This is a genomic window from Burkholderia sp. 9775_39 (genome assembly GCF_015712225.1).
Classification (GTDB): Bacteria; Pseudomonadota; Gammaproteobacteria; order Burkholderiales; family Burkholderiaceae; genus Burkholderia; species Burkholderia cenocepacia.
On sequence record NZ_JACCQC010000001.1, the window covers coordinates 144,316 to 169,928 of the forward strand.

At 67.9% G+C, this 25,613-nt stretch carries 24 protein-coding genes; 21 read left to right on the forward strand and 3 right to left on the reverse strand.

Annotated elements, in window-relative coordinates:
- Positions 1-7 precede the first annotated feature (7 nt).
- A complete protein-coding gene (locus H0X90_RS00580) occupies positions 8-1,099 on the reverse strand; it encodes a LacI family DNA-binding transcriptional regulator (protein WP_006497907.1) in 1,092 nt (363 codons plus the stop codon).
- Between the two features lie 241 nt (positions 1,100-1,340).
- Here H0X90_RS00580 and rbsK point away from each other — a divergent pair, with 241 nt between their 5' ends.
- Genes rbsK through H0X90_RS00595 form a run of 3 tightly spaced genes read left to right on the forward strand, consistent with a single transcriptional unit; the run spans position 1,341 to position 4,638 of the window.
- The gene (gene rbsK, locus H0X90_RS00585) at positions 1,341-2,267 is read left to right on the forward strand and encodes a ribokinase (RefSeq protein WP_077190544.1); all 927 of its coding nucleotides are present in this window, start codon (positions 1,341-1,343) and stop codon (positions 2,265-2,267) included.
- Positions 2,268-2,327: 60 nt separating this feature from the next.
- The gene (locus tag H0X90_RS00590) at positions 2,328-3,647 is read left to right on the forward strand and encodes an MFS transporter (RefSeq protein ID WP_006485868.1); all 1,320 of its coding nucleotides are present in this window, start codon (positions 2,328-2,330) and stop codon (positions 3,645-3,647) included.
- 43 nt (positions 3,648-3,690) lie between these two features.
- The gene (locus tag H0X90_RS00595) at positions 3,691-4,638 is read left to right on the forward strand and encodes a dihydrodipicolinate synthase family protein (protein ID WP_006485867.1); all 948 of its coding nucleotides are present in this window, start codon (positions 3,691-3,693) and stop codon (positions 4,636-4,638) included.
- Positions 4,639-4,823: 185 nt separating this feature from the next.
- Here H0X90_RS00595 and H0X90_RS35650 read toward each other — a convergent pair whose 3' ends face one another.
- Positions 4,824-5,114, reverse strand: a complete 291-nt coding sequence (locus H0X90_RS35650; RefSeq protein WP_226245005.1) for a hypothetical protein — start codon at positions 5,112-5,114, stop codon at positions 4,824-4,826.
- On the opposite strand from H0X90_RS35650, the gene H0X90_RS00605 reads away from it, so the two are divergent.
- A complete protein-coding gene (locus tag H0X90_RS00605) occupies positions 5,056-5,703 on the forward strand; it encodes a hypothetical protein (RefSeq protein ID WP_077190619.1) in 648 nt (215 codons plus the stop codon). The two genes, H0X90_RS35650 and H0X90_RS00605, sit on opposite strands and share 59 nt — an antisense overlap.
- A 125-nt stretch (positions 5,704-5,828) precedes the next feature.
- Here the strand turns inward: H0X90_RS00605 and fliD are convergent, their stop codons facing one another.
- Positions 5,829-7,340, reverse strand: coding sequence for a flagellar filament capping protein FliD (gene fliD, locus H0X90_RS00610; RefSeq protein ID WP_077190546.1), 1,512 nt, complete (start codon positions 7,338-7,340; stop codon positions 5,829-5,831).
- 575 nt (positions 7,341-7,915) lie between these two features.
- On the opposite strand from fliD, the gene H0X90_RS00615 reads away from it, so the two are divergent.
- The 17 genes from H0X90_RS00615 (at position 7,916) to H0X90_RS00695 (ending at position 25,541) form a co-directional block, all read left to right on the forward strand.
- Positions 7,916-8,116, forward strand: coding sequence for a hypothetical protein (locus H0X90_RS00615; protein ID WP_077020527.1), 201 nt, complete (start codon positions 7,916-7,918; stop codon positions 8,114-8,116).
- A gap of 216 nt (positions 8,117-8,332) precedes the next feature.
- On the forward strand, positions 8,333-9,298 hold the full coding sequence (locus H0X90_RS00620; RefSeq protein WP_058903820.1) for an SDR family oxidoreductase: 966 nt from the start codon (positions 8,333-8,335) through the stop codon (positions 9,296-9,298).
- A 139-nt stretch (positions 9,299-9,437) separates the two neighbouring features.
- Positions 9,438-10,835: a DUF389 domain-containing protein gene (locus H0X90_RS00625; protein WP_006485862.1), complete on the forward strand. Its 1,398-nt coding sequence runs from the start codon at positions 9,438-9,440 to the stop codon at positions 10,833-10,835.
- 60 nt (positions 10,836-10,895) lie between these two features.
- A complete protein-coding gene (locus H0X90_RS00630) occupies positions 10,896-11,813 on the forward strand; it encodes a LysR family transcriptional regulator (protein ID WP_006497915.1) in 918 nt (305 codons plus the stop codon).
- Between the two features lie 183 nt (positions 11,814-11,996).
- Positions 11,997-13,325 (forward strand): MFS transporter, encoded by a 1,329-nt coding sequence (locus H0X90_RS00635; protein ID WP_006484828.1) that lies wholly within the window; start codon positions 11,997-11,999, stop codon positions 13,323-13,325.
- Positions 13,326-13,415: 90 nt separating this feature from the next.
- Positions 13,416-14,399: a succinylglutamate desuccinylase/aspartoacylase family protein gene (locus tag H0X90_RS00640; protein ID WP_006484839.1), complete on the forward strand. Its 984-nt coding sequence runs from the start codon at positions 13,416-13,418 to the stop codon at positions 14,397-14,399.
- A 363-nt stretch (positions 14,400-14,762) separates the two neighbouring features.
- Complete coding sequence (locus H0X90_RS00645) at positions 14,763-15,623, forward strand: transporter substrate-binding domain-containing protein (RefSeq protein ID WP_062886110.1); 861 nt, start codon at positions 14,763-14,765, stop codon at positions 15,621-15,623.
- 92 nt (positions 15,624-15,715) lie between these two features.
- Positions 15,716-16,438: an ABC transporter permease gene (locus H0X90_RS00650; RefSeq protein ID WP_006481063.1), complete on the forward strand. Its 723-nt coding sequence runs from the start codon at positions 15,716-15,718 to the stop codon at positions 16,436-16,438.
- 12 nt (positions 16,439-16,450) lie between these two features.
- Positions 16,451-17,197, forward strand: a complete 747-nt coding sequence (locus H0X90_RS00655) for an ABC transporter permease (protein ID WP_077190548.1) — start codon at positions 16,451-16,453, stop codon at positions 17,195-17,197.
- 27 nt (positions 17,198-17,224) lie between these two features.
- Entirely contained in the window at positions 17,225-18,016 is a 792-nt protein-coding gene (locus tag H0X90_RS00660; protein WP_006484818.1) for an ABC transporter ATP-binding protein, read from the forward strand.
- Between the two features lie 7 nt (positions 18,017-18,023).
- Positions 18,024-19,517 (forward strand): histidine ammonia-lyase, encoded by a 1,494-nt coding sequence (gene hutH, locus H0X90_RS00665; protein WP_006484825.1) that lies wholly within the window; start codon positions 18,024-18,026, stop codon positions 19,515-19,517.
- A 50-nt stretch (positions 19,518-19,567) separates the two neighbouring features.
- The gene (gene hutC / locus H0X90_RS00670; protein WP_006497918.1) at positions 19,568-20,323 is read left to right on the forward strand and encodes a histidine utilization repressor; all 756 of its coding nucleotides are present in this window, start codon (positions 19,568-19,570) and stop codon (positions 20,321-20,323) included.
- A gap of 235 nt (positions 20,324-20,558) precedes the next feature.
- Positions 20,559-21,131, forward strand: a complete 573-nt coding sequence (locus H0X90_RS00675) for a hypothetical protein (protein ID WP_034203909.1) — start codon at positions 20,559-20,561, stop codon at positions 21,129-21,131.
- A gap of 253 nt (positions 21,132-21,384) precedes the next feature.
- Positions 21,385-22,734, forward strand: coding sequence for a reverse transcriptase family protein (locus tag H0X90_RS00680; protein WP_077190550.1), 1,350 nt, complete (start codon positions 21,385-21,387; stop codon positions 22,732-22,734).
- Between the two features lie 325 nt (positions 22,735-23,059).
- Entirely contained in the window at positions 23,060-23,389 is a 330-nt protein-coding gene (locus tag H0X90_RS00685; protein WP_006484840.1) for an H-NS family nucleoid-associated regulatory protein, read from the forward strand.
- Positions 23,390-23,691: 302 nt separating this feature from the next.
- Entirely contained in the window at positions 23,692-24,939 is a 1,248-nt protein-coding gene (locus H0X90_RS00690; RefSeq protein ID WP_077190552.1) for an MFS transporter, read from the forward strand.
- The gene (locus H0X90_RS00695; RefSeq protein WP_077190554.1) at positions 24,936-25,541 is read left to right on the forward strand and encodes a DNA-binding protein; all 606 of its coding nucleotides are present in this window, start codon (positions 24,936-24,938) and stop codon (positions 25,539-25,541) included. The genes H0X90_RS00690 and H0X90_RS00695 overlap by 4 nt, the downstream gene beginning before the upstream one ends.
- Positions 25,542-25,613 lie beyond the last annotated feature (72 nt).

Genomic DNA, 25,613 nt, shown 5'->3' on the forward strand with positions numbered 1-25,613 from the left:
TGCTTCGCTATTTCTTGCGTGCCGCACGCGTGCGGGTCTGCGCCGGCGCCGCCGCGGATGCCCGGATGCGCAACTCGGGCTGGACCGCATGGCCGGGCCCCGTAGCGCCGTTCTCGAGCGCATCGAGCAACGCATGCGCGGCCTGGCGTCCGATCGCGTCGGTGTCGACCCACATCGTCGTCAGCGGCGGCTGGATCTCGCGCGCGAGCGCGATGTCGTCGAATCCGGTGATCGACAACTGCGCGGGCACGTCGATGCCGAGCGCCTGTGCTTCGAGCAACGCGCCGAGCGCGAGCGCGTCGTTGCCGCAGATCACCGCGGTCGGCCGCGTCGCCGCGTCGCTGCCGACGATCGCGCGCAGGCTCGCCCGCCCGAACGCGATCGTGGCCGCGCCTTCGTGCTGATGCACGGGGCGCACCGCGAGCCCATGCGCGGCAAGCGTGTCGTGAATGCCGCGCAGGCGAGCCTGGACGCGGTCGTTGTCCGTCGACGGCTGCATGATGATCGCGAAATCGCGGTGGCCGAGGTCGAGCAGATGGGTGGTGAGCCGCGCGAATGCCGCGCGGTTGTCGAAGCCGATGCAGCAGTGCGGGCTGTCGTCGCGATACGCATACGTGACGACGTACGGTACGCGATGCATCGCCAGGAGTTCGAACAGTTCAGGCGGATACGCTTCGCCGACCAGCGACACGGCTTCCACGCCGCGCGACAGCATCGCGCGCACCTGCGCGAGCGCCTGCGCGGGGTCGTAGTTCGAGCAACCGAGGAACAGCGTGATGCCGTGCTCGGCCATGACCGTCTGCATGCCGGCGACCTGCGATGCGAACACCTGGTCGTCCAGCGTCGGGATGATCGCGCCGGTGATGTGGGTGCGCGTGGACGCCAGCGCGCGGCCGGCCGCATTCGGGATCCAGTTCAGCGCGAGCGCCGCGTCGCGCACGCGCTGCTGCACGTCGGCCGAAACCTTGCCGGGATCGTTGTACACGCGCGAGACGGTCGCGGTCGACACGCCGGCCAGTTTCGCGACGTCGCCGAGTACCGAGCGGCCGCTGCCGCGGCGTGCCCGCGACGCGCCACCGCGGGACGGGGGCGAGCTCATCGGCGGTCTCCCGGCGGCATGGGCCTGCCGGCGCGGTGCGTTGCCAGTCGCGTCATTGTTTACCCTCGATTCATGGTGGTCCCGCTTGCATCTCCATTCGATCCTGTGAGAATGTAAGCGCTATCTTGATGCTGCTCCGTATTATGTCAGACATGGATTTCACCTGCATCGCGGAATTGTCAGAGGCGATGGCCTGTCCGGCCATTTTGTCGGCTTTAAATGTAAGCGGTTACATTCGAGCATGAGCGACACCACGTCAGCGCGTATCGCCGTCGTCGGCAGCGTCAACATCGACCTCGTCACGCGCGCGCCGCGCCTGCCGGTGCCGGGCGAAACGCTGCTCGGCACGACGTTCGAGACCGTCCACGGCGGCAAGGGCGCGAACCAGGCGGTCGCGGCCGCGCGCCTCGGTGCATCGGTCACGATGATCGGTTGCGTCGGCGACGACGCGTTCGGTGCGCGCCTGCACGGCGCGCTGGCGGCAGAGCGCATCGACGTGACGCACCTGCACCGGATCGGCGGCACGGCGACCGGGGTCGCGACGATCACGGTTGACGACGACGGCGCGAACAGCATCGTCGTCGTGCCCGGCGCGAATGCATGCGTCGATGCCGACCGGATCGATGCGGCGCGCGACGCGATCGCCGAGGCCGCGCTGCTCGTGTGTCAGCTCGAGGTGCCGGTCGCCACCGTGGCGCGCGCGATTGCCTGTGCAAGCGCGCATCACACGCAGGTGCTGCTGAATCCCGCCCCCGCACGGCCGCTCTTCGATGCGTTGCTGGCGCGGGTCGACTATCTGGTCGTCAACGAAACCGAGGCCGAGTCGCTGACCGGCATCGCGGTCGGCGACGACGCGTCGGCCGCGCGCGCCGCCGAGGCGCTGTGCGCGAAGGGCGTCGGCAACGTGCTCGTCACGCTCGGCGCGCGCGGCGTCTGCTGGCGCGGCAGCGCAGGCAGCGGCCGCCATCCGGCGATCGCGGTGGCGGCCGTCGATACGACCGCGGCCGGCGACACGTTCGTCGGCGGGTTCGCGGCCGCGCGAGCCGGCGGCGCGTCGATGGACGACGCGATCGGCTTCGGCCAGCGTGCGGCCGCGATCAGCGTCACGCGCCACGGCGCGCAGACGTCGATTCCGACGCGCGACGAAGTCGACCGTATGGAGAGCTGAATTCCGCATGCGACGGAACGGCCGAACCCGGCCGAAACCAGTGACATGGAGACAATCGACATGAACGACAACCCACCTGTTCCGCACGCGCCGCCACGGATTCGGCGCGGTCAACGCATCGCGCTCGCGCTGTTGATGGCGAGCGGGATCGTCAACTATCTCGATCGCGGCACGCTGGCCGTCGCGAGTTCGGCGATCCGCGGCGATCTCGGCCTGTCGCTCGCGCAGATGGGGCTGCTGCTGTCGGCCTTCTCGTGGAGCTATGCGCTGTGCCAGTTTCCGGTCGGCGGGCTGGTCGACCGCATCGGCCCGCGCCGGCTGCTCGGCATCGGGCTGATCGTCTGGTCGTTCGCGCAGGCGGCGGGCGGCATCGTGTCCACCTTCGGCTGGTTCATCGTCGCGCGCATCGTGCTCGGCATCGGCGAGGCGCCGCAATTCCCGTCGGCCGCGCGCGTGGTGAGCAACTGGTTTCCGCTGCGCGCGCGCGGCACGCCGACCGGCATTTTCAATGCCGCGTCGCCGCTCGGTACCGCGCTTGCGCCGCTGCTGCTGTCGGTTCTCGTCGCCTCGTTCGACTGGCGCTGGGCGTTCATCGTGACCGGGGCGCTCGGTCTCGTCGTCGCCGTCGTGTGGTTCGCGCTGTATCGCGACCCGGTGCGCGCGGAACTGTCCGTCGCCGAACGCGGTTATCTCGATGCCGATGCGCAAAGCGTCGTCGCCGCGCCGAAACTGACCTTCGTCGAATGGCGCAGCCTGTTCTCGCACGGCACGACCTGGGGCATGCTGATCGGCTTCTTCGGCTCCGTGTACCTGAACTGGGTCTACCTGACCTGGCTGCCGGGCTACCTGACGATGGAGCGGCACATGAGCCTGGTTCGCACGGGGTTTGCCGCATCGGTGCCGTTCCTGTGCGGGTTCGTCGGTTCGCTGGTCGCGGGCTGGCTGTCGGATTTCGTCACGCGCCGCAGCCGGTCGCCGGTCGCGAGCCGGCGCAATGCGGTCGTCGCCGCGATGCTCGGGATGGTCGCGTTCACGATTCCGGCCGCGCTCGTGCAGAGCAATACGGTTGCGCTCGCATGCATTTCGGTCGTGATCTTTCTCGCCAACGCGGCGTCGGCGTGCTCGTGGGCGCTCGCGACGGCGGCCGCGCCGCCGAGTCGCATCGCGTCGCTCGGCGCGATCCAGAATTTCGGCGGCTTCATCGGCGGCGCGCTGGCACCGATCCTGACCGGCATCATCGCGCAGAGGTGGTCGTTCGTGCCCGCGTTGCTCACCGCGGCCGCGATCGCGTTCACCGGTGCGATGGCGTACCTGCTGCTCGTGCGCAAGCCGATTCCCGAACAGGCCGCGAACGCCGCGCCCGGGCCGTTGCCGGCTTGAGCATGCCGCCTGCATCCGCATTCATTGAAGCAAGGAGAAACAGATGCAACACCCGCAGCAATCGAACGTGACCATCGAAGGGATCGTGCCGGTGATGCTGACGCCGTTCGACGACGCCGGTGCGATCGACTACGCCGGACTCGAGCGGCTCATCGAATGGTATCTGGCGCACGGATCCGACGCATTGTTCGCGGTCGCGCAGTCGAGCGAGATGCAGTTCCTGAGCCTGGCCGAACGCGCGGCACTCGCGCGCTTCGTGGTCGAACGGGTGGGCGGGCGTGTGCCGGTCGTCGCGTCCGGGCACATCAGCGACGATCTCGATGCGCAGGTCGCCGAACTGTGCGCGGCGGCCGAATCGGGCGCGCAGGGCGTCGTGCTCGTGACCAACCGGCTCGATCCGCAACGCAAGGGCAGCGCCGCATTGCTCGACCATCTGCACCGGCTGCTCGCGCGGTTACCGTCGGATCTCCCGCTCGGTCTGTACGAATGTCCGGCGCCGTACCGGCGGCTTCTGTCGGATGACGAACTGCGCGCGTGCATCGACACGGGCCGGTTCGTGATGCTCAAGGACGTGAGCTGCGATCTCGCGACGGTGAAGCGTCGCGTCGCGCTCGCCGCAGGATCGCCGCTGAAGATCCTGAACGCGAACGCCGCGATTGCCTGGGACGCGATGAAGGCCGGGTCGGCCGGTTTCAACGGCGTGTTCACCAACTTCCATCCCGATCTCTACCAGTGGCTGCGCACGCGGGGCGAGTCGAATCCGGCGCTGGCCGACGAACTGTCGACGTTCCTGGTCGTCTCGGCGGTATCGGAGGCGCTGGGCTACCCGGCGCTCGCGAAGCTCTATCACCAGCGGATCGGTACGTTCGGGTCGATCAAATGCCGTGCGATCGACTACGACGTGCGCGAACGCTTCTGGGCGCTCGACGCGGTGCTCGACAAGATCGTGGCCGGCACCGAACATTTCCGCCGGCGGATTGCCGGGTCATAACGGAGGGCGCGTGCCGCGCCAGCCGCGCGGCGCGTGATCGCATCGCGTGCCGTGCATGCGGCGGCACGCTCGGTGCCTGCAAGCACGAGCCGCTTTGCACGATGCGCCGCAATCGCGGCGCACTCGTTGCGATCCCCTTCCGTCGATGGCGGCAACGCCTGCCGCCGCGCCCCTCCTGCCGTCAGTCACGACATCACGAACTCGAACCGCCCGCGGTCCGCGAGCGCGCTGTCGACGTTCGTCTCGTCCATCCGCCACGCCGCGCATTTGCCGTGTCCGACGAACTGTCGACATGTCTTGCGCGAGGCGACGAAAGCACACAAATCTGCGCAATTCCGCGGCCGTGCGTTGTAACGGTTCGTCATACCATGCTCCGGAGTGATTTTTGCCGATGAACCGCTGAAGCCGCATTCGCCCATGCAACACGTGACGACGACAAGCCAGCCGCCGATCCTGGCGGCGCCGGTTGATCCCATGCTGCACGCCGTGATCGATGAAGTCGTCCACCGGAGCGTGTCGGAAGCGACGACGCGTAGCGGCTACATGCGCTGCGCCGACTATGCGATCGTCGGCGCGCGGGTGCTGACGCTGTTGACCGGCCAGTCTTATCGGCCGTTCGCCGGCGGTGAAGTGATGGATTTCGGCGGCGGCAACCTGTACGCGCTGTGCACGACGCGCGAGCGGCGCCGCACCGCGCGGCATCTGTCGCAACTCGCGCGGTATCACTGCTGGATCGAGGCGCGCCACGACGACGTGAGCGGCCGCACGCGCAAGGAGATCGTCGACTTCACGCTGCGCCATGACGAGACCGTCGCGCAACAGCTGGGCATGCCGTTCGCCCGTGCCTACCAGGCCTATTTCTGGGGCTGGGAGGACGAGCACGCGGTACCTGCCGAGTTGCGCGACCATCCGGTATTCGCGAAGCAGGGCCCGGTGTGGCGCTGGGCCGAGCGCGAATGCACGTCGCTGCTGCGTGCGTATGAGCACGAACGGCCCGGCTATTTCGGGCGTCAGGTGTCGCGCGCGATCGATTGGTTCGCCGATCGCGTCGAAGGTCTCGGCTGACGCGCGCCTGCGTCGAGGACGACTGCGGGCCGGCTGCCGGCCGCGGTGACGTCGATCCGGCGGGCGCTGGCGCGCCGCCGGGCATGGGCGACGTCTGCGGGTCGCGCGTACCGCGACCCGGCCGTTCACCTCTTGGACAGCGTACCGTTACTGTTCGCACCACCAAACAAACGCGTCAGGTATTGCGAGTTGGTATTCATCCGGGTCATCAGCGTATTGAGCGCGGTGAACTGGGCCTGATACTGCTTGGTCAATTGCGCGGCATAGTCGGACAGATCCGACTGCTGCTGCGCGACACGTTTCAGATCGGCGTTCAGCGCGGTCGTGCGCACGTCGATCATTCCGTTCTTCTTCGTGAACTGCGTGATCTGGTCGGCCAGGCGCGTGCCGATCCCGTTCTCCGGATTGAACAGGCGCGCGACGCCCGACGGATTGGCGGATAGCGCGCTATCGAGCTTTGCGCTGTCGACGTTCAGCGTGCCGTCCCGCTCGAGCTTGATGCCGATCGACAACAGGTTCACGTGTCCGTTGCCCTTTTCGGTGGCGCCGCCGTCGACGCCGCGCGCGACGATCGACGCCAGCGCGTTGCGGATCGTGTTCAGCGTCGAATCGCCGATCAGCGCGCCTTGCGAGCTCGCGCCGGCCGTGTAGCTCGACAGTGCGCCCATCGTCTTGACGACCGTGTTGTACAGGCTCACGAAATTCGTGATCGTGGCGGCCTGCGATTTCGTGTCGGTGCTGACCGTCAGCGTCTGCGTATCGGTCGCGCTGACCGCGGCCGCCGACAGGTTCAGCGTGATGCCGGTCAGCACGCCCGACACCGTGTTGCTCGCGCTGGTCGATGCGATCCCGTTGAGCGTGAATTTCGCATCCTGCGCGACGGCGCTCTGCCGCCAGGCGGCCGCGCCGTTTGCCGAATCGATCTTCGACGCGCCACCCGACGGATCGGCCGTCGACGTGACGCCGAGGTTCGACAGGCCGCTGTCGTTGGCAACGTTGGCCACGGCGACGCTGATCGCGTTCGCCGAGCCCGTCTTCGACGACGCGAGCACGAGGTGCGCGCCGTCCGTGCCGTTGATGACCGTCGCGCTGATTCCCGGGTTGCCCGACGCGCCGTTGATCGCCGCCGCGATGCCCGCCAGCGTGTTGTTGGTGCTGCCGACCTCGACCTTGAACGACTGGCTGCCGAGCGACAGCGTCAGCGTGCCGGTGCCGAGCGCCTTGCTGCCGTTGAAGCCCGCGGACGACAGCGCCTGCGCGGTCGCGATCTGCGTGACGCCGACCGTGTAGGTGCCGGCCACCGCGCCCGCGCCCGCCGTCGCGGTCAACCCCTTGCCGCTCGCGACGGCATTGAACGTCGACTGCAGTGCGCCGTTCTTCAGCGACGTCAGGCCCGCCTCGAGCGCGCCGAGCGCCGACGACAACGCGCCGAACGCGGAAATCCGCGTGTTGCCGCTTGCTTGCGAAGCGGCCAGCGTCGCGACCCGGCCAGCCGTTTTCGCGTTCACCAGCGTCTTGACGAGCGCGCCGACGTCCATCGCCGGATTGCCGGTCGAGCCGTTGATGATCGATTGCGCCGCCTGTTGCATCAGGCTGTTCGCGTTCGCGCTGCTGTTGACGGGCGTGTTCGTTGGCATGGGTGGGCTCCGGGTTGAAAGGCGATCCAGTCGCGAACGGCGGTCCAGCCGGCCGGCGGCGATCCGGGCGGGTGCGTGGCGATCCGCGTGCATGCCGCTTCTCGCGCGCCGCGGATGGCTGGGGTGTCGGGAAAACGTAAGAATGAATCGGTGCGCTATCGTATTCTTAAATCGGTATTGGTTGGTAATTTTTTGTAATGATTCTTGCGGAAAGTGTGGCTGGGGGAAAGGTTGGTGCGGGTTCGGCGAAAACGAGCGGCGTTTCAGTCCAAGTGCATGATTATGTTTGTATTTATCAAGGAATTTCGCCGGATTTTAAAACCTGCCGGAAACATGAATGTTCGATGACATGTTTTTCGTCGATTTTGCTAAACAGCACGCGGATGGGCGGTGTGCTGAAGGGGAGTCATTTCTTGCGAGTATCCGATACGCTCTCGGATTCGAGGTATCCGTCGTCTTTGAATCATATGGATTTTTTATCAAAAATATTTCATCGTGGTTCGACCCACTGGGGTACTTTTTCTTCGCTGGCATCGAGTGACCGAGTGTGACCCTTAGGACAAGGAGCGTAAAGAATGCGATACGAGGTGTTGAGTGGTGGTCCGACCAAAACCGCGGGTGAAACGGTGGTGGCTCTCCAACGCAAGGTCAACGAAGCGGTGAGCATCGGAGCGGTATTAGTGGGTGGGATTAGCGTTGTTTTTGGGCGTGCACCGGGATTCATCGCCAAGGACGCACATGAAGCATTTCAGGCTGTCACATATCCGGACCAATAGGGGAAAAGTGCCAGTTGGCCCTACCGAAGGGGCAGGCCGGGGCTGTTACAGTGGATACGCCTCAGGCGAAGATGAAACCATTCCGGATCGAGCGTTGACGTTGGCGGTCGCGACGCCGCTGGACACCTCGTTCCGTATCCTGCCGAACCGGCGCACGGCCAATGTACCGACCACGAAGGTGCGTTGATCCGCGTGGCTTTTACACGAATGCACTCAATGACAGCAATCGATTCGTCGACTTCTCTCCCCACCATCCTCCTCGTCGGCGCCTCCGGCCTGCTCGGCCGCGCGGTCGCCGCGTCCTTGTCCCGCGAACCGTCGCTGACGCTGCTCGCGACCATCCGGAACCCGCAAGGCGCCGGTGCGAAACGGCTCGCATTGCCGCCGGACAACATCGCCGAACTCGACGTCCTCGACCAGCCGTCCCTCGAACGCCTTTTTGAAATCCACAAGCCGGCAGCGGTGATTCTCTGCGCCGCCGAACGTCGCCCCGACGTCTGCGAACGCGACCCGGCCGCCGCCCGCGCCATCAACGTCACGGCGCCGGCCCGCATCGGCGCACTCGCCGCGCGATACGGCGCATGGACGCTCGGCATTTCGACCGACTACGTCTTCGACGGCAAGGCCGCCCCCTACAGCGAGGACGCCACCCCGAATCCGCTGAACATCTACGGTCGCACCAAGCTGGAAGGCGAGGCCGCGCTGCTCGCCGCCTCGCCGCTGTCGTGCGTGCTGCGTCTGCCGTTGCTGTTCGGCCCGATCGTCGACTGGAGCGAATCGGCCGTCACGAGCCTCGTTCCGGCCGTCGTCGCGTCGGCGCGCCCGGGCGCCGACGCGGTCGGCATGGACGCATGGGCGATCCGTTACCCGACCTACACGCCCGACGTCGCGCAGGTCATCCGCGATCTGACGCTGCGCCATCTCGCGGGTGACACGGTCACCGGCATTCGCCATTGGTCGAGCGAGGAGCCGATGACGAAGTACGCCATCGCGCAGCGAATCGCGGCCGCGCTCGGCATCGAGGCGTCGCTCACGCCGATCACCCAGCCGACCGACGCGACGCCGCGTCCGTACGACTGCCATCTCGACGCGACACGCGTGCGCGCGCTCGGGATCGATTACGCGACGCCGTTCGATACGGCGCTGCACGCGATCCTGCACGACGGCCGCCCGATGCCGTAAAGCCGCACGCGGGCGGCCGATTGTGCGAACGCCGCCCCTATGCGATGCTTGTCGCGCTGCGCGCGCGGGTTCCCGCGGGTCGCGCGACGCAGGATGACGCGATACCCGCGCCGTTCCCACGGCTCAACGAACAACAACCATGACCACCGTATCCCCCCGTCCGACGACGCGCACGCTGGCGCGTGTGCGTACCACGTTTCGCCAGTACTTCAGCCTGCGCGAAGGCCAGGCCGACCGGGAAACGATCGATCAGGACATCCGCGGCGGCGTCGGATTGCGCGGGACCAACCTGTGGATCCTGATGTCCGCGATTTTCATCGCGTCGATCGGCCTCGACGTGAACTCGACGGCCGTCATCATCGGCGCGATGCTGATCTCACCGCTCATGGGGCCGATCATGGGCCTGGGCTACGGGATCGGCATCTACGACTTCGCGTTGATCCGGCGCTCGCTGAAGACACTGGCCGTCGCCACGCTGATCAGCCTTGCGACTTCGGCGCTGTATTTCTCGCTGAGTCCGCTGACGGGCGAACACTCCGAACTTCTCGCGCGCACGTCGCCGAGCATCTGGGACGTGTTGATCGCGCTGTTCGGCGGGCTCGTCGGGATGGTCGGCGCGACGCGCAGCGAAAAGACCAACGTGATCCCCGGCGTCGCGATCGCGACCGCGCTGATGCCGCCGCTGTGCACGGCCGGCTACGGGCTCGCGCATGGCAGCCTCGCGTATTTCGCGGGCGCGTTCTACCTGTTCTCGATCAACTGCGTGTTCATCGCGTTCGCGACCGTGGTGGTCACGTGGGTGATTCGCGCGAAGCCGGCCGCGCGCGTGGACGAGGCGATGCAGCGGCGCGTGCGGCGCTTCGTGCTCGCGGCGGTCGTCCTGACCGCCGTGCCGAGCGTGATCCTCGCGTACCGGCTCGTCACGCAGGAAGTGTTCAACGCGCGCGCCGACCAGTTCATCAAGGCCGAGCTGTCGCTGCCGTTGTCGGTGGTCGCGAGCCGGCATATCGATCCGCGCGGCCGTGTGATCGAGGCGATGCTGGTCGGCCGGCGTGTCGACCAGGCGATGCTCGACCGGCTGGCGGACAAACTGCCGGCCTACGGTTTGCCGAACAGCCGGCTCGTCGTGCGGCAGGCCGGCGACGAACGCATCGACACCGGGGCGCTCGCGTCGTCGCTGAAGGCGAGCATCGCGCAGGACCTGATCGCCGCGAACCATGCCACGCGCACCGAGATGGACGTGAAGGACCAGACCATCGCGCGCCTGCAGCACGAAATCGACGGCCGGGCGGCGCAGCAGGCCGAACTGGCGCGCGTCGCGCGCGAACTGCGCACGCAGTATCCGCAGATCCGCGAGATCCTGTATGGCGCGACCGATGCGTGGGACAGCGGCGCAAGCGCGCCGGACGCCGAGCCGCTCGTGACCTTCGTGGTGTCGACCGCGAAGCCGCTGCCGCGCACCGACCGGCAGCGAATCGAACGCTGGCTGAGCGTGCGGCTCGATTCGCCGCGCGTGCGGGTCGTGACGGCCGGCTGATGCGACGCGCATGCCGATGATTCAGCGTCGCCCCGTGCCGTTGACTGCAGGAGCCCTGCCATGCAACTGAAATGGCTCGAAGACTTCGTCGAACTCGCGCGCACGCGCAGTTTCACGCGTGCAGCGGAAAACCGCTTCGTCACGCACCCGGCGTTCGGCCGCCGCATCCGTTCGCTCGAGGAATGGGTCGGCACGCGCCTGATCGCGCGCACGAAGCCGCTCGAACTGACGGCGGCCGGCACCGTGTTCCTCGATGCCGCATCGAACGCGCTCGACATCCTGCACGGTGCGCGCACGCAACTGCAGGAAGCGTCGCCGGTGCCGGAAAACACCCTCCGGATCGCGACCGGCCGCACGCTGTCGGCCACCTTCTTCCCCGACTGGTACGACGAGACGGTTGCGCGCGCAGGCTTTTTCACGGCGACCGTGTCGACCGGCAGCGCGGAGGAAGCGATCCTGCAGCTGACGGCCGGCGAGGCCGACATGCTGATCGTCTATTCGAGCCCGCACACGCGGCTGCTGATCGACCGCGACCGCTTCGACTGGCTGTCAGTCGCGCGCGAGGTGCTGGTGCCCGTCAGCGCGCTCGATGCGCGCGGCAGCGCGCGCTACCGGCTGCCGGCCGGGCAGGCGCCGGTGCCGTGGCTCGCGTTCGCCCGTACGCTGACGCTGCGCGCGGTGCTCGCGCGCCATCTCGCCGAAATGCCGAACCGGCCGACGTTGCGCCCGGTGTACCAGGCCGACTCCTACGAAGCGATCCTCGCGATGGCGCGGCGCGGGCTCGGCCTCGCGTGGCTGCCGCAGCGGCTCGTCGCGGACGACGTGCGGCGCGGCGAACTCGCGATCGTCGGCGGCGCGGACTGGCAGATCGGTTTCGACGTCGCGCTGTATCGCCGCCGGAACGAATCGCATCCGGTCCTCGACGCGATCTGGCGCACCGCGCCGTCCCGCGACGACGGCGGAGCGCCGGCCGGCTGAACCCGCGACCCGGGTCGCCCCGGCGCGCGATGCACCGATCAGCACGATCGCGTGCCGAAACGGCACGAACGCACGCGCCGCGGTGCCTACACTCCGCGCTTGACTGGCCCGGACGCACGCCGGCAACCGCCGCGCGCCGTCTTTCACAATCCTGACGGCCAGCATCAACGGAGGAGCACAGGCATGACCCGCAACCCGCACGCCGCGCAGCCGGCCCCGCACAATCCGTGGCGCGAGATCTGCGCCGCGAGCATCGGCAACGCGCTGGAATTCTACGATCTGCTGATCTACGGCTATTTCGCGATCGTCATCGGTCAACTGTTTTTCCCGACGCACGACGCGGCCACCTCGCTGCTGCTGTCGGTCGGCACGTTCGGCATCTCGTTCGTCACGCGGCCGCTCGGCTCGATCGTGCTCGGCAGCTATGCGGATCGCGCGGGCCGCAAGGCATCGCTGACGATTTCGATCGGGCTGATGATGCTCGGCACCGCGATGATCGCGTTCGCGCCGACGTATGCGCAGATCGGCATCGCGTCGCCGCTGCTGATCATCGTCGCGCGGATGCTGCAAGGCTTCTCGACGGGCGGCGAATTCGGCGCGGCGACCGCGTTCATGGTCGAGCAGGCCGACGCGAGGCGGCGCGGCTTCTTCGCGAGCTGGCAGATGTCGACGCAGGGGCTCGCGACGGTGCTCGCGGCCGGCGTGTCCGCGCTGCTGAGCCTGCTGCTGACCGCCGACCAGCTGCATGCGTGGGGCTGGCGCGTCGCGTTCGCGGTCGGACTGCTGATCGGCCCGGTCGGGCTGTATATCCGCCGCAACATCGACGAACCGGCCGATTTCCGCCGGCTCGGCGAGGCGGGGCGCGCGAAGTCGCCGCTGCGCGACGTGTTCGTGCGCGACCGCGCGAACATGCTGCTCGGCGCGGGCGTGGTTGCGACGGCCACGGCGTTCAACTACGTGCACAAGCTCTACATGCCGACGTACGCGGTGAAGCAGCTGCATATCCCGGCTACGTCGTCGTATCTCGGCGCGGTCGTCACGGGCGCGATGCTGATGATCGCGGCGCCGGTCGTCGGGCACCTGTCGGATCGGTTCGGCCGTATTCGCGTGATGCTGATCGCGCTGATTCTCGTGGGCGTGACGACGTGGCCGCTGTTCGTCCTGCTGAACCGCTATCCGACGGTCGAAACGCTGCTCGCGGTGCAGGCGCTGGTCGGGCTGCTGATCGCGGTGAGCCTGGCGCCGCTGCCGGCGCTGCTCGCGGACATCTTCCCGACCAGCACGCGCGGCACGGGCCTCGCGCTGTCGTACAACTTCTCGGTGACGCTGTTCGGCGGCTTCGCGCCGCTGATCGTGACCTGGCTGATCGACGCGACGCACGACAAGCTGGCGCCGAGTTTCTACGTGATGGCGACGGCCGTGCTCGGCATCACGTCGGTGATCTCGCTCGGCCGCCGGATGCGCGGCGCGGCGGCCGGTTCCGCGCCGGCGACGCGCGCGACCGAGGCGTGATCCGTCATGCCCGAACCCGATTCCGGCGCAGCCGGCCGACGCCGGTCGCGCCTTTCCCGAACCCTGACGAATCCTTCCGACACTTCCGACATGACCACGCTTGAAGCCATCCGCGCCGCACTGCCGGCCTATCCGATCGAAGTGACGTTCCCGGACATCTCGCGCTGGCGCGCGGGCAACACGGGCATCGACTATCTGCACACGTTCGACAGCGGCAAGCCCGGCAAGCACGTGATGATCCTCGCGCTGACGCACGGCAACGAAGTCAGCGGCGCGATCGCGGTGGACGCGCTGCTGACGGCTGGCCTGCGGCCGGTCGCGGGCCGGCTGTCGCTCGGCTTCGGCAACGTCGGCGCGTACGAGCATTTCAGCGCGGAGAATGCCGACGCGACGCGCTACCTCGACGAAGACATGAACCGCGTATGGACGCCGGCCGCGCTCGACGGCACGCGCGACAGCCGCGAGCTCGCGCGGGCGCGGGCGATGCGGCCGCTGCTCGATACGGTCGACCTGCTGCTCGACATTCATTCGATGCACGAAGCATCCGCGCCGCTGATGATGACGGGGCCGCTCGACAAGGCGATCGCGCTGGCCGCCGCGCTCGGCACGCCGGAGCACGTGATCGTCGATCGCGGCCATGCGAACGGCACGCGGCTGCGCGACTACGGCGGCTTCGGCGATCCGGCGAGCGCGAAGAACGCGCTGCTGATCGAGACGGGCCAGCACTTCGCGGCGAGCGCGCGCGCGGTCGCGCTCGACAGCGCCGCGCGCTTCCTGCTGCACGCGGGCGTCGTCGCACGCGACGACGTCGCGGCGTTCCTGACGCAGGCCGCGCCGGTGCGGCAGAAGTTCATCGAGATCACGCAGCCGGTCGTCGCGCGCTCGATGGATTTCCGGTTCTCGCAGCCGTTCACCGGGCTCGAAGTGATCGCGAAGGCGGGCACCGAGATCGCCCGCGACGGCGACGACGTGATCGTCACGCCGTACGACGACTGCGTGATCGTGCAGCCGTCGATGCGCCATCTCGGCGTGAACGTCACGATGATGCGGCTCGGGCGCCTGCTCGAACGCTGAGCCGGGCGGGTCGGCGCCGGCCCGTGTCGACATGCTGCAATGCAGCGCTTGCGATGCTCCCGGCAAGCGCTCATTTGTCGTCGGGTCGAAAAGCGGCCGGAGGGGCATGGCCTGACGATCGAATTCGGAATTTGTCTAGTCATCCTTGCGATTCGGCCACCCGAACTGCACCAAACATGTGCCGGAATTCCCCGCGACGGCGCACGCCGGATGCCTGTAATTAGGGGATTTCCCGCGTTTGCTTCGTTTTTATTGATCGCTGCTTGTCGCGCTGTTTTTCTTCTTGCATGCTTGTATAGACAAATTCCTGAGGCGGCTTGCTGCACCGAAGGGATGGCGAACTTCAACGCAAGGAGAAATCTCGTGAACGGCAAGCGCATCAAGTGGGCAATCAGGACGATCGGCATCATCGCGGCTGCGGCGGCCACGCTCGCGGCGCCGGTGCAGGCAAAGGAATGGAAGACGGTGACGGTCGCGCTCGAAGGCGGCTACGCGCCGTGGAACATCACGCTGCCGGGCGGCAAGCTGGGCGGTTTCGAACCGGAGCTGCTCGCCAACGTGTGCGAGCGCATCAAGGTGCAGTGCAACATGGTCGCGCAGGACTGGGACGGGATGATCCCCGGCCTGCAAGCCGGCAAGTTCGATGTCCTGATGGATGCGATTTCCATCACGCCGGAACGCGAAAAGATCCTGCTGTTCTCGCGTCCGTATGCGGCGACGCCGGCGACGTTCGCCGTCACCGATACGAAGATCCTGCCGAAGGCCGCGCCCGGCGCGCCGATCGTCAAGCTGACGGGTGACGCCAACGCGGACAAGCCGACCGTCGACACGCTGCGCAAGCAGCTGAAGGGCAAGACGATCGGCATCCAGTCGGGCACCGTCTACACGAAATTCATCAACGACAGCTTCAAGGACATCGCGTCGATTCGCGTGTACAAGACGTCGCCCGAACGCGATCTCGATCTGGTCGCCGGGCGCATCGACGCATCGTTCGACGACGTCACGTACTACGCGGCGAACAACGCGAAGAAGGACAACGCGTCGATCGTGCTCGCGGGACCGAAGCTCGGCGGCCCGATCTGGGGGCCGGGCGAGGGGCTCGCGTTCCGCAAGCAGGATGCCGACCTGAAGACGAAGTTCGATACGGCGATCGCCGCGGCGCTCGCGGACGGCACCGTGAAGAAGCTCGCCGACAAGTGGTTCAAGACCGACGTCACGCCGTAAGCGCGTGTTCGGCTGCCGCCGCGTGAGCCGGTCGAACGGCACACGGGGGCACGCATCCAGTGGCTTCACCCAACGCATGCCGGGAGGCACGCATGGCGATTCTTGAAATGCTCGGTTTCGGTACCGAAGGCTGGGGCGGTGTGCTGCTGCTCGCCGCACTGATGACGGTCGCGCTGACGCTTGCCGCGCTCGCGGTCGGGGCGGTGATCGGCGCGGCGATCGCGGCCGCGAAGCTGTCGCGCTACCGCACCCTCCGCCTGCTCGGCGATCTGTATACGACGGTATTTCGCGGCGTGCCCGAACTGCTCGTCATCTATCTGTTCTACTTCGGCGGCTCGACGCTCGTGACGGCCGTCGGCCAGTGGTTCGGCGCGGAAGGCTTCATCGGCGTGCCGCCGTTCGTGATCGGTGCGCTCGCGGTCGGGATGATCTCGGGCGCCTATCAGGCAGAGGTCTATCGCGCGGCGGTGCTCGCCGTGTCGAAAGGCGAGCTCGAGGCGGCGCGCTCGATCGGCATGCCGCGCAGCATGGTGCTGCGGCGCATCCTGGTTCCCCAGGTGCTGCGCTTCGCGTTGCCCGGGATCGGCAACGTGTGGCAACTGAGCCTGAAGGATTCCGCACTGATCTCGGTCACCGGTCTTGCCGAGTTGCTCCGCACGAGCCAGATCGCCGCCAATTCGACGCACCAGTACTTCGTGTTCTTCGTCGCGGGTGGCGCGTTGTATCTGCTGATGACGGGCTTGTCGAACCGCGTGTTCAACCGGGCGGAAGCGATCGTCGGCCGGTCGTTCCGCCGCAATTTCGCGCGCAACTGACGGAGAACGGGCATGTCCATCGATTTCGCTTTTCTCGTCGATACGCTGCGCCAGTTGCTCGCGGCCGTGCCGACCACGCTCGGCCTGTTCTTCGCGTCGCTCGTGCTCGGCGGCCTGCTGTCGATCGTGATCGTCACGATGCGCGTATCGCCGCGCTGGTTGCCGAACCGTTTCGCGCGTGCCTATATCCTCGTGTTTCGCGGCTCGCCGCTGCTGATCCAGATGTTCCTCGTGTATTACGGGCTCGGCCAGTTCGGCGTGATCCGCGAGAGCTTCATGTGGCCGCTGCTGCGCGAGCCGTACGTTTGCGCGGTATTGTCGCTCGCGCTGTGCACGGCGGGCTACACGGCCGAAATCCTGCGCGGCGGGCTGATGGCCGTGCCGATCGGGCAGATCGAGGCCGGCTATTCGATCGGCCTGTCGGGCTTCGCGCTGCTGCGGCGCGTGATCGGCCCGATCGCGCTGCGCCAGTGTCTGCCCGCGTATTCGACCGAAGCCGTGCTGCTGGTCAAGTCGACCGCGCTGGCGAGCCTCGTCACCGTATGGGAAGTGACGGGCGTCGCGCAGCAGATCATCCAGCAAACCTACCGGACGACCGAAGTGTTCGTCTGCGCGGCCGTCATCTATCTGGGCCTGAACTTCATCGTCGTGCGCCTGCTCGGCGCGCTCGAATGGCGGCTCTCGGGGCACCTGCGTGCGCCGAAGCCATCCGGTGCGCCAGCCGCCGCGACCCGAAATGCCCGGCGCGTCGCGTCCTGAGCGCGCCATTCCTTCCAGGAGAATCCGATGAACACCGCTGCTCCCGTTGCGCTGTCGGTCAGAAACATCCACAAGTCGTTCGGCGATCATCATGTGCTGAAGGGCATTTCGCTCGACGCGCACGAGGGCGACGTCATCTCGATCCTCGGCGCGAGCGGATCGGGCAAGAGTACGTTCCTGCGTTGCCTGAACCTGCTCGAGACCCCCGATGACGGTTCCGTCGCCCTGGCCGGGGAGGAACTGGCGATGAAGCGCGCGCGCGACGGCAAGCTGCATCCGCGCGACCGGCGCCAGGTCGACCGGATCCGCTCGCAGCTCGGGATGGTGTTCCAGAACTTCAACCTGTGGTCCCACATGACGGTGCTCGACAACCTCGTCGAGGGGCCGCTGCGCGTGCAGAAGCGCAGTCGCGCGGAAGCGGTGGAGGAGGCCGAGGCGCTGCTGGCGCGCGTGGGCCTCGCGGACAAGCGTGGCTACTATCCCGCGCACCTGTCGGGCGGCCAGCAGCAGCGGGTCGCGATTGCACGCGCGCTCGCGATGCATCCGAAAGTGATGCTGTTCGACGAACCGACGTCGGCGCTGGACCCGGAACTGGTGGGCGAGGTGCTGCGCGTGATGCGCTCGCTCGCGGAGGAGGGGCGCACGATGCTGGTCGTCACGCATGAAATGGGATTCGCGCGCCACGTGTCGAATCGCGTGATGTTCCTGCATCAGGGCGAGGTCGATACGGACGGCACACCCGACGAAGTCTTCGGCGGCCAGACGTCCGAGCGCTTCCGGCAATTCGTGTCGAGCCACCACGACCGCACCGCGAACTGAGGCTGCCATGACCGTATTCCGTGCGGCTCGGCCGCTTGACTGGCGGCAGGTTGCGGCGGTGGCGGCCGGCGCGCCGCTGGCGTTGGCCGACGATACGCGCGCGCGCGTCGTGGCCGCTCGCGAACTCGTCGACGAGATCGTCGCGCGCGGCATTCGCGCCTACGGCGTCAATACCGGCGTCGGTGCGCTGTGCGACGTGATCGTGTCGCCGGCGCAGCAGAGCACGCTGTCGCACAACATCCTGATGAGTCACGCGGTGGGCGTCGGCATGCCGCTCGGCGCAGCCGAAACCCGCGCGATCATCGCGGCCGCGATCAACAACTATGCGCACGGGCATTCGGGCGTCCGTCCCGATGTCGTCGAACAGCTCGTCGCGCTGCTCGAGCACGATTGCCTGCCGGAAGTGCCGGCGCACGGCTCGGTCGGGTACTTGACCCACATGGCGCATGTCGCGCTCGTGTGCGTCGGGCACGGCCATGCGCGCCATCGCGGCGAACGCATGCGCGGCGACGAGGCGCTGCGGCGTATCGGCCGCGAACCGCTGGTGCTCGGCGCGAAGGAGGGGTTGAGCCTGGTCAACGGAACGCCGTGCGTCACGGGGCTGGCTGCGCTCGCGCTCGCCCGCGCCGAACGGTTGCTCGACTGGGCCGACTGGATCGCGGCGATGAGCTTCGAGAACCTGGGCGGGCAACTCGCCGCATTCGATCCGGCTTCGCTCGCGCTGCGGATTTCCCCCGGTATCGGGCAGGTCGGCGCCCGTGTGCGTGCGCTGCTGGCGGACAGCGGCATGCTTGCCGCGGCGAGCGGCCGGCATACGCAGGATCCGCTCAGCCTGCGCACGATTCCGCACGTGCATGGCGCGGCGCGCGACGTGTTCGACGTCACGGCGGAGGTCGTCGATCGCGAACTCGCATCCGTGACCGACAATCCGGTCGTGGCCGGCACGCGAGACGCGCCGGCCGTGCATTCGCAGGCGCACGCGGTCGGCGCCGGCATCGCGCTCGCGATGGACAGCCTCGCGGCGGCGATGGCGCAAGTCGCCGCGATCGCCGAGCGGCGTCTCGACCGGCTCGTGAATCCGCTCGTCAGCGGGCTGCCGGCGTTTCTTGCCGCGCCGGGCGGCAGCTGTTCGGGTTTCATGATCGCGCAGTACACGGCGGTCGCGCTGGTCGCGCAGAATCAGCGGCTTGCCGCGCCGGCGAGTCTCGACGGCGGCATCACGTCGGGGCTGCAGGAAGATCACCTGTGTCATGCGACGCCGGCCGCGCTGAAGGCGCTCGACATCATCGAGAATACGACGCGCGTGCTCGCGATCGAGCTATTGGCCGCCGCGCAGGCGTACGACCTGCAGCCGGGCGACACCGCGCGGGCCGCATCGACGGACGCGCTGTGGCGGCATGTGCGCACGCGCGTGCCGGTCTATCGCGACGACCGGCCGCTCGCGGACGATATCGCGATCGCGGCCGGCATCGTCGCAGGCGTGCCGCCTTCGTTGCAGTGACGACAGGCGAGGACGGGCCGATTACCCAACATTCATTCGGTCGAGGGCGCATGAGCGAAACGGAACGCAAGCTTTTCGCACGGCCGGCGCAGGCGTCGGCCGACACCGTGCCGGCGCGGGCACTGCCGGCCTATCAGCAGATCAAGCGCTACGTCGTCGAGCGGATCGCGAAGGGCGACTGGAAGCCCGGCGCCGCGATCCCGACCGAGGCCGAACTGGTCAAGGAATTCGGCGTGGCCCGGATGACGGTGTCGCGCGCGCTGCGCGAACTGACGGCCGAGCGCGTGCTGACCCGCATCCAGGGGGCCGGCACGTTCGTCGAGCGCCGGCATTACGAGTCGACGGTGCTGGAGATCCGCAACATCGCGGACGAGATCGCCGAGCGCGGCCATCGGCACAGTGCGCGCGTGCTGCTGATCGAGCGCAGCGTCGAGCCGGACGCGATCGATGCGCTCGGACTGCGCGCCGGACCCGTGTTTCATTCGCGCATCGTGCATTACGAGGAAGACGAGCCGATCCAGTTCGAGGATCGCTACGTCAATCCGGCCTTGTTTCCCGCGTATCTGGAGCAGGACTTCACGCTCGAGACGCCGAATCATTACATGGTGAGACTCGCGCCGATCCAGCGGGCGGAGTTCCGGATCTACGCGGAGAAGCCCAACGCGCAGGTGCGTCGGCATCTCGTGATGGAAATCGGTGAACCGTGTTTGCTGCTACGACGCCGCACGTGGGTCGGCGAGCATGTCGCCACGTCGGTCAGGCTGTGGCATCCGGCGTCGCGGTTTCATCTGGCGGGCAAGATGTAGGGACGTGCGGCGGCCCTGGGCGGGACGCACATTTGCCGCTGCGGCCGGCGCTGGCGATGTACCCGTATGGGTCGTGATGGCGCAATGTCGCACCTGCATCGAAAGACGATACACTGCGCGGGTTCCCGATCCGGTCGGGAGCGTCGGGGAACCGGGCGACCGCATCGCGGCACCCGCGCGGAGCACGCCACGGGCCCGGACTCATTCGAAAAAAATCGAGAGAAAGAGAGGGCCCATGCTGACACGTCTTCGTAACGGCATCCTTCGTGCACAGGACCTGCGCGAATCCGGAGCCGCTTCACCCACCCAGCGCCCATCGATGGCGTGCGAACTGGTCGAGCTGAGCGCGAAGCGCGCGACGTGGCGCGTCCCCGTGCCGAATCAGGCGGACTGCTATCTGAAGGCCGAGCCGGGTGGACCCGAGCGGTTTGTCGTCCATATCGACGCGGAGACGTTCTATCGCCGCTGGCTCGAGACGAGCCCCACGTTCCCGAAACAGAATTCGCAGGATTGCGTACCGCGCCGGGCCATGTCGCTCGACAGCAAGTTCGCGGTAGCGGCCACCGCGTTCAGGGGCGGCCGCGACGCACCTGTGACGCTGCCGTCGGTCGGCTACTGGGCGGCGGCAAGCGGCTACGAGGTCGCGATGAGCGACGGCATGACGCGCACCTTCTGGCTGCTCGCCCATCGCGTGCGGTCGTTTCCCGTCAGCGTGGCCGACGCGAGCTGGGCGACGATACTGAACGGCATGGCCGGCATCGGCGTGGCGCCGATCGCGTTCAGCGAACTGTTCGCCCGGCGCGCATAAGCGCGACGCCGCCGCGCAGCGCGCATCGTCCGGCGCGATTTGACACCTGGCGTCGCCGCCCATTAAAGTCGCGACGCGGGGCGGTGGGTCAAGCACACGCCCGGAACAGGCAGCCGATGTTCCAGGACTACGGGGCTACCCCGTGGATCAGATCGATACGCCGATGCGTCGCAAGTGCGCATGTTGCGCGTTGCGCAACGACGGCTCTCGCAGCACCAGCCACGTTGACTCATCGTCCCGCCTTCCTTTTCCCATGCACTCATCCCTGCGCAATACCACCCGCACGATTGCCGAGGCGATGCTCGCCGGTCCGCCCGAACGCGACGGCGTCGTCGCGCGGATGGCCGCCGTGCTCGGCGAGGCACAGCCGTGGACGCGCGAATGCGCGGACCTCGCGCTCGCCCGCTTCGGCGCGGACTGGGCCGATACCGACACCGACGCGCTCGCGGCGCTCCTGGCCGAGGCGCCCGCGTTCGTGCGCGCATGGTATGGCGAGCGTCGGCCGGTGGTGATCCGCATCGTGCGGCGGCCGCTGGTCCAGCGACCGTTGCCGGCGCCGCTCGCGGGCTGCGATGTGCCGCAATGGCCGACGCCCGGCGATCTCGCCGGCTGGCTCGGGGTGAGCGCGCCGGAACTCGACTGGCTGTCCGACCACTGGCGCGTCGACGCGCGCAGCGGCGCCACGCCGCTGCATCACTACACATACGTCGCGGTCGACAAGCGCAGCGGCGGGTGCCGCCTCGTCGAAATCCCGAAGGGGCGGCTGCGCGAAGCGCAGCGCCGCATCCTGCACGGGCTGCTCGATCGCATCGCGCCGCATGGCGCGGTCCACGGTTTTCGCAAGGGGCACGGGATCGTGTCGTTCGCGACGCCGCATGCGGATCGCGATGTCGTCGTGCGTTTCGATCTCGCGGACTTCTTCGTGTCGGTGCGCGCCGCGCGCGTCCATGCGCTGTTCGCGACGCTCGGCTATCCGGCCGAAGTCGCGCGGATCCTCACCGGGCTCTGCACCAATCGCGTGCCGTCGGCGCGGCTGCTCGCGCCGGACCTGCGCGACCGGTTCGACTGGATCGGCCGTCAGCGCTATCGCGAACGGCATCTGCCGCAGGGCGCGCCGACGTCGCCGGCGCTCGCGAACCTGTGCGCGTTCCGGCTCGACCTGCGGCTCGCCGCGCTCGCGCGTTCGGTCGATGCGACCTATACGCGCTATGCGGACGATCTCGCGTTTTCCGGCGGCGGCGCGCTCGCACGCGACGTCGAGCGGCTGCAAGTCCGGGTCGCCGCGATCGCGCTCGAGGAAGGCTTCGCGCTGCAATTGCGCAAGACCCGCGTGATGCGGCGGGGCACGCGGCAGCAACTGGCCGGCGTGGTCGTCAACCGGCATCCGAACCTGTCGCGCGACGCATTCGATCGACTCAAAGCGATCCTGACCAACTGCATCCGGCGCGGCCCGGCGTCGCAGAATCGCGATGCGCATCCGGATTTCCGTGCGCATCTGGCCGGGCGCGTCGCGCATGCGACGGCGCTGAATGCGGCGCGCGGCGCGAAGCTGCGCGTGCTGTTCGACCGGATCGTGTGGGACGCCGGCGGCGCGGGCCGCTGACCCGTCGGCCCGCGTCGACGCCGGTCGGCAGACTTCTGCAACACGACGCCGCGCACTGCTATCATTCGCGCCATGCCGCGCCCGTGCCAGGGGCGGCGAATCACTTGCCGCCGCCGTTCGCTTCATGCATGCGTACGCGGCGTGCCGCCCGTTGCCGGCTTGGTTCAAGCTGCCAGTGACGCACGACGTCGTTTAGTGCGCATCGCGCAAATCATGCCGGCTCAGGTGGACGATTCACCTATTTGACAGCCCCGATCGGCGGAACTTCGTGGTAGGTTCGGCCATCGGAGCTTTTTGCAAAAACATGCCCAAAGAGGATGAATACATGACCCAGGCCCTGCAGGAACTCGAAGCACAACTTCGGGACCTGAACATCAAGCTGTCAGAGGCGAAGCAGAAGGAGAAGCAAGCCGCGCTCGCGGCCTTCAAGGAACAGGTCGAGCTTTTGGGAATTTCGCAGCAGGAAGTGCTGAGCGCGCTCGGCTACATCGTCCAGCGCAAGCGCAAGGCGCCTGCCAAGTACTACGATCCGTCGACCGGCCGCTCGTGGTCGGGGCGCGGCCCGCGGCCGAAATGGCTCGAAGGCAAGGATCTCGAAGCGCTGGCGGTCGACCGCGAGGCCAAGACCTGGTGGCCCGGGGACGATCAGGGCTGAAGCCCGGCGCGCCGCAAGGCGACCGGGCGCCGTCCGGTTCGCGCAGGCGGGCCGGCCGGCAATTCGCCGCCCGCCCGCCGTCTTTCATTCGGTGTCCGGCCTGATCGCGACATCGCCGGCCTCGCCGCCGACACCGGATCGACGTTTTCCTTTTCCTTTTCCCGCTCGTTGCCTCCGTTGTTGCCTCCGTTGCCCGCGCGCCGTCCGGCCAGCGCGGGCGCGACGCGCGTCCACCGCCGTCGTTCGCCGTCGTTCGCCGGCACAGGCCTTAGAATGTCGCCGGACATTCGTGGCAGGACACCATGGCAGCAAACATGAAATCTTCGACGCTCGGCGGCCCGTCGGCCACGCGCGTGGAGCAGGTCGGCGCGTACGCGTGGAAAGCGCTGGCCGGATCGGCGATCGGCTACGCGATGGACGGCTTCGACCTGCTGATCCTCGGCTTCATGCTGCCGGCGATCACGGCGGCGCTGCACCTGACGCCCGGACAGGGCGGCGCGCTGGTCACGTGGACACTGATCGGCGCGGTCGCGGGCGGCATCGTGTTCGGCGCGCTGAGCGATCGCTACGGACGCGTGCGCGTGCTGACCTGGACGATCCTGCTGTTCGCGATCTTCACCGGCTTGTGCGCATTCGCGCGCGGCTTCGAGGATCTGCTCGTCTATCGCACCATCGCGGGCATCGGCCTCGGCGGCGAATTTGGGATCGGCATGGCCCTCGCGGCCGAAGCGTGGCCTGCAGCCAAGCGCGCCCGCGTGTCGTGCTACGTCGCGCTCGGCTGGCAGGCCGGCGTGCTGCTGGCCGCGCTGCTGACGCCGTTTCTGCTGCTCCACATCGGCTGGCGCGGCATGTTCGTGGTCGGCGTGCTGCCCGCGCTGCTCGCGTGGGTGATGCGCAACAAGCTGCACGAGCCGGAAGCGTTCGTGCAGCGCGCGACGCAGCCCACGTCCAACGCGTTCCGCATGCTCGTCGCCGACGGCCGCACCGCGCGCACGAGCCTCGGCATCGTGATCCTGTGTTCGGTCCAGAATTTCGGCTACTACGGGATCATGATCTGGCTGCCGACCTTCCTGTCGAAGCAGATGGGCTTCTCGTTGACGAAATCGGGGCTGTGGACGGCGGCGACCGTCGTCGGGATGATGATCGGCGTCTGGGTGTTCGGCCAACTGGCCGATCGCATCGGCCGCAAGCCGACGTTCCTGCTGTATCAGCTCGGCTCGGTCGTGACGGTCATCGCGTATGCGCGGCTGTCGGACCCGACGACGATGCTGTGGGCCGGCGCGCTGATGGGGATGTTCGTCAACGGGATGGTCGGCGGCTACGGGACGCTGATGTCGGAAGGCTATCCGACGGCCGCACGCGCGACCGCGCAGAACGTGCTGTGGAACATCGGCCGCGCGGTCGGCGGCTTCGGCCCGGTCGCGGTCGGCGCGCTCGCCGCGCACTACGGGTTCCAGACGGCCATCGCGCTGCTCGCCGGCCTGTACGTGCTCGACATGATCGCGACGCTGTTCCTGATCCCCGAGCTCAAGGGCGTCGAGCTCGAATGAGCGCGGCGCGCGTACGCGCCGCCACGATTTCACCGGAAACCACGATGCAACGGAAAACCAGGACGATTGGCGTGATGGGCTCGGGCAAGGAGCCGTGGGCCGCATTTTCGGAACCGCTCGGCGCGTGGCTCGCGCAGGCCGGGTTCAACCTGCTGACGGGCGGCGGGCAGGGCGTGATGCTGGCGGTCGCGCGCGCGTTCGCCGGCGTGCCCGGTCGGACCGGACGATCGATCGGCATCGTGCCGACGCAGGCCGATCCGGTCGCGGGCTTCGTGCCGCTCGACGGCTATCCGCATCCGTTCGTCGACATTCCGGTCCTCACGCCGCTGCCGCGCCGCGAGCCGGGCGCGGCTCCGGACACGATCAACCGCAACTACGTGAACGTGCTGAGCAGCGACCTGATCGTGGCCCTGCCGGGCGGGCACGGGACGGCGGAAGAGATCGCGCTCGCGCAGCGCTGGCGCAAGCCGCTCGTCTGCTTCGGGCCGGACGGTGCGTTTCGGTCGCTTGCCGCGGACGCGGTGTGCACGTCGTCGCTCGACGACGTGATCCGGTTCGTTGGCGATGCGTTTGCGGCGGAGCGGGAGCAGGCGTTGCGGTAGCTCAGGGCCGGTGTCACCGCATCGAGGTCGATGAAGGTCGACCCGGGCCGCATGCATGCAACCAAGGCTTCG

Coding starts and splice junctions, on each gene's coding strand:
- H0X90_RS00580 (WP_006497907.1), bottom strand. CDS start 1,099: ATGAGCTCGCCCCCGTCCCGCGGTGGCGCGTCGCGGGCACGCCGCGGC.
- rbsK (WP_077190544.1), top strand. CDS start 1,341: ATGAGCGACACCACGTCAGCGCGTATCGCCGTCGTCGGCAGCGTCAAC.
- H0X90_RS00590 (WP_006485868.1), top strand. CDS start 2,328: ATGAACGACAACCCACCTGTTCCGCACGCGCCGCCACGGATTCGGCGC.
- H0X90_RS00595 (WP_006485867.1), top strand. CDS start 3,691: ATGCAACACCCGCAGCAATCGAACGTGACCATCGAAGGGATCGTGCCG.
- H0X90_RS00605 (WP_077190619.1), top strand. CDS start 5,056: ATGCAACACGTGACGACGACAAGCCAGCCGCCGATCCTGGCGGCGCCG.
- H0X90_RS35650 (WP_226245005.1), bottom strand. CDS start 5,114: ATGGGATCAACCGGCGCCGCCAGGATCGGCGGCTGGCTTGTCGTCGTC.
- fliD (WP_077190546.1), bottom strand. CDS start 7,340: ATGCCAACGAACACGCCCGTCAACAGCAGCGCGAACGCGAACAGCCTG.
- H0X90_RS00615 (WP_077020527.1), top strand. CDS start 7,916: ATGCGATACGAGGTGTTGAGTGGTGGTCCGACCAAAACCGCGGGTGAA.
- H0X90_RS00620 (WP_058903820.1), top strand. CDS start 8,333: ATGACAGCAATCGATTCGTCGACTTCTCTCCCCACCATCCTCCTCGTC.
- H0X90_RS00625 (WP_006485862.1), top strand. CDS start 9,438: ATGACCACCGTATCCCCCCGTCCGACGACGCGCACGCTGGCGCGTGTG.
- H0X90_RS00630 (WP_006497915.1), top strand. CDS start 10,896: ATGCAACTGAAATGGCTCGAAGACTTCGTCGAACTCGCGCGCACGCGC.
- H0X90_RS00635 (WP_006484828.1), top strand. CDS start 11,997: ATGACCCGCAACCCGCACGCCGCGCAGCCGGCCCCGCACAATCCGTGG.
- H0X90_RS00640 (WP_006484839.1), top strand. CDS start 13,416: ATGACCACGCTTGAAGCCATCCGCGCCGCACTGCCGGCCTATCCGATC.
- H0X90_RS00650 (WP_006481063.1), top strand. CDS start 15,716: ATGGCGATTCTTGAAATGCTCGGTTTCGGTACCGAAGGCTGGGGCGGT.
- H0X90_RS00655 (WP_077190548.1), top strand. CDS start 16,451: ATGTCCATCGATTTCGCTTTTCTCGTCGATACGCTGCGCCAGTTGCTC.
- H0X90_RS00660 (WP_006484818.1), top strand. CDS start 17,225: ATGAACACCGCTGCTCCCGTTGCGCTGTCGGTCAGAAACATCCACAAG.
- hutH (WP_006484825.1), top strand. CDS start 18,024: ATGACCGTATTCCGTGCGGCTCGGCCGCTTGACTGGCGGCAGGTTGCG.
- hutC (WP_006497918.1), top strand. CDS start 19,568: ATGAGCGAAACGGAACGCAAGCTTTTCGCACGGCCGGCGCAGGCGTCG.
- H0X90_RS00675 (WP_034203909.1), top strand. CDS start 20,559: ATGCTGACACGTCTTCGTAACGGCATCCTTCGTGCACAGGACCTGCGC.
- H0X90_RS00680 (WP_077190550.1), top strand. CDS start 21,385: ATGCACTCATCCCTGCGCAATACCACCCGCACGATTGCCGAGGCGATG.
- H0X90_RS00685 (WP_006484840.1), top strand. CDS start 23,060: ATGACCCAGGCCCTGCAGGAACTCGAAGCACAACTTCGGGACCTGAAC.
- H0X90_RS00690 (WP_077190552.1), top strand. CDS start 23,692: ATGGCAGCAAACATGAAATCTTCGACGCTCGGCGGCCCGTCGGCCACG.
- H0X90_RS00695 (WP_077190554.1), top strand. CDS start 24,936: ATGAGCGCGGCGCGCGTACGCGCCGCCACGATTTCACCGGAAACCACG.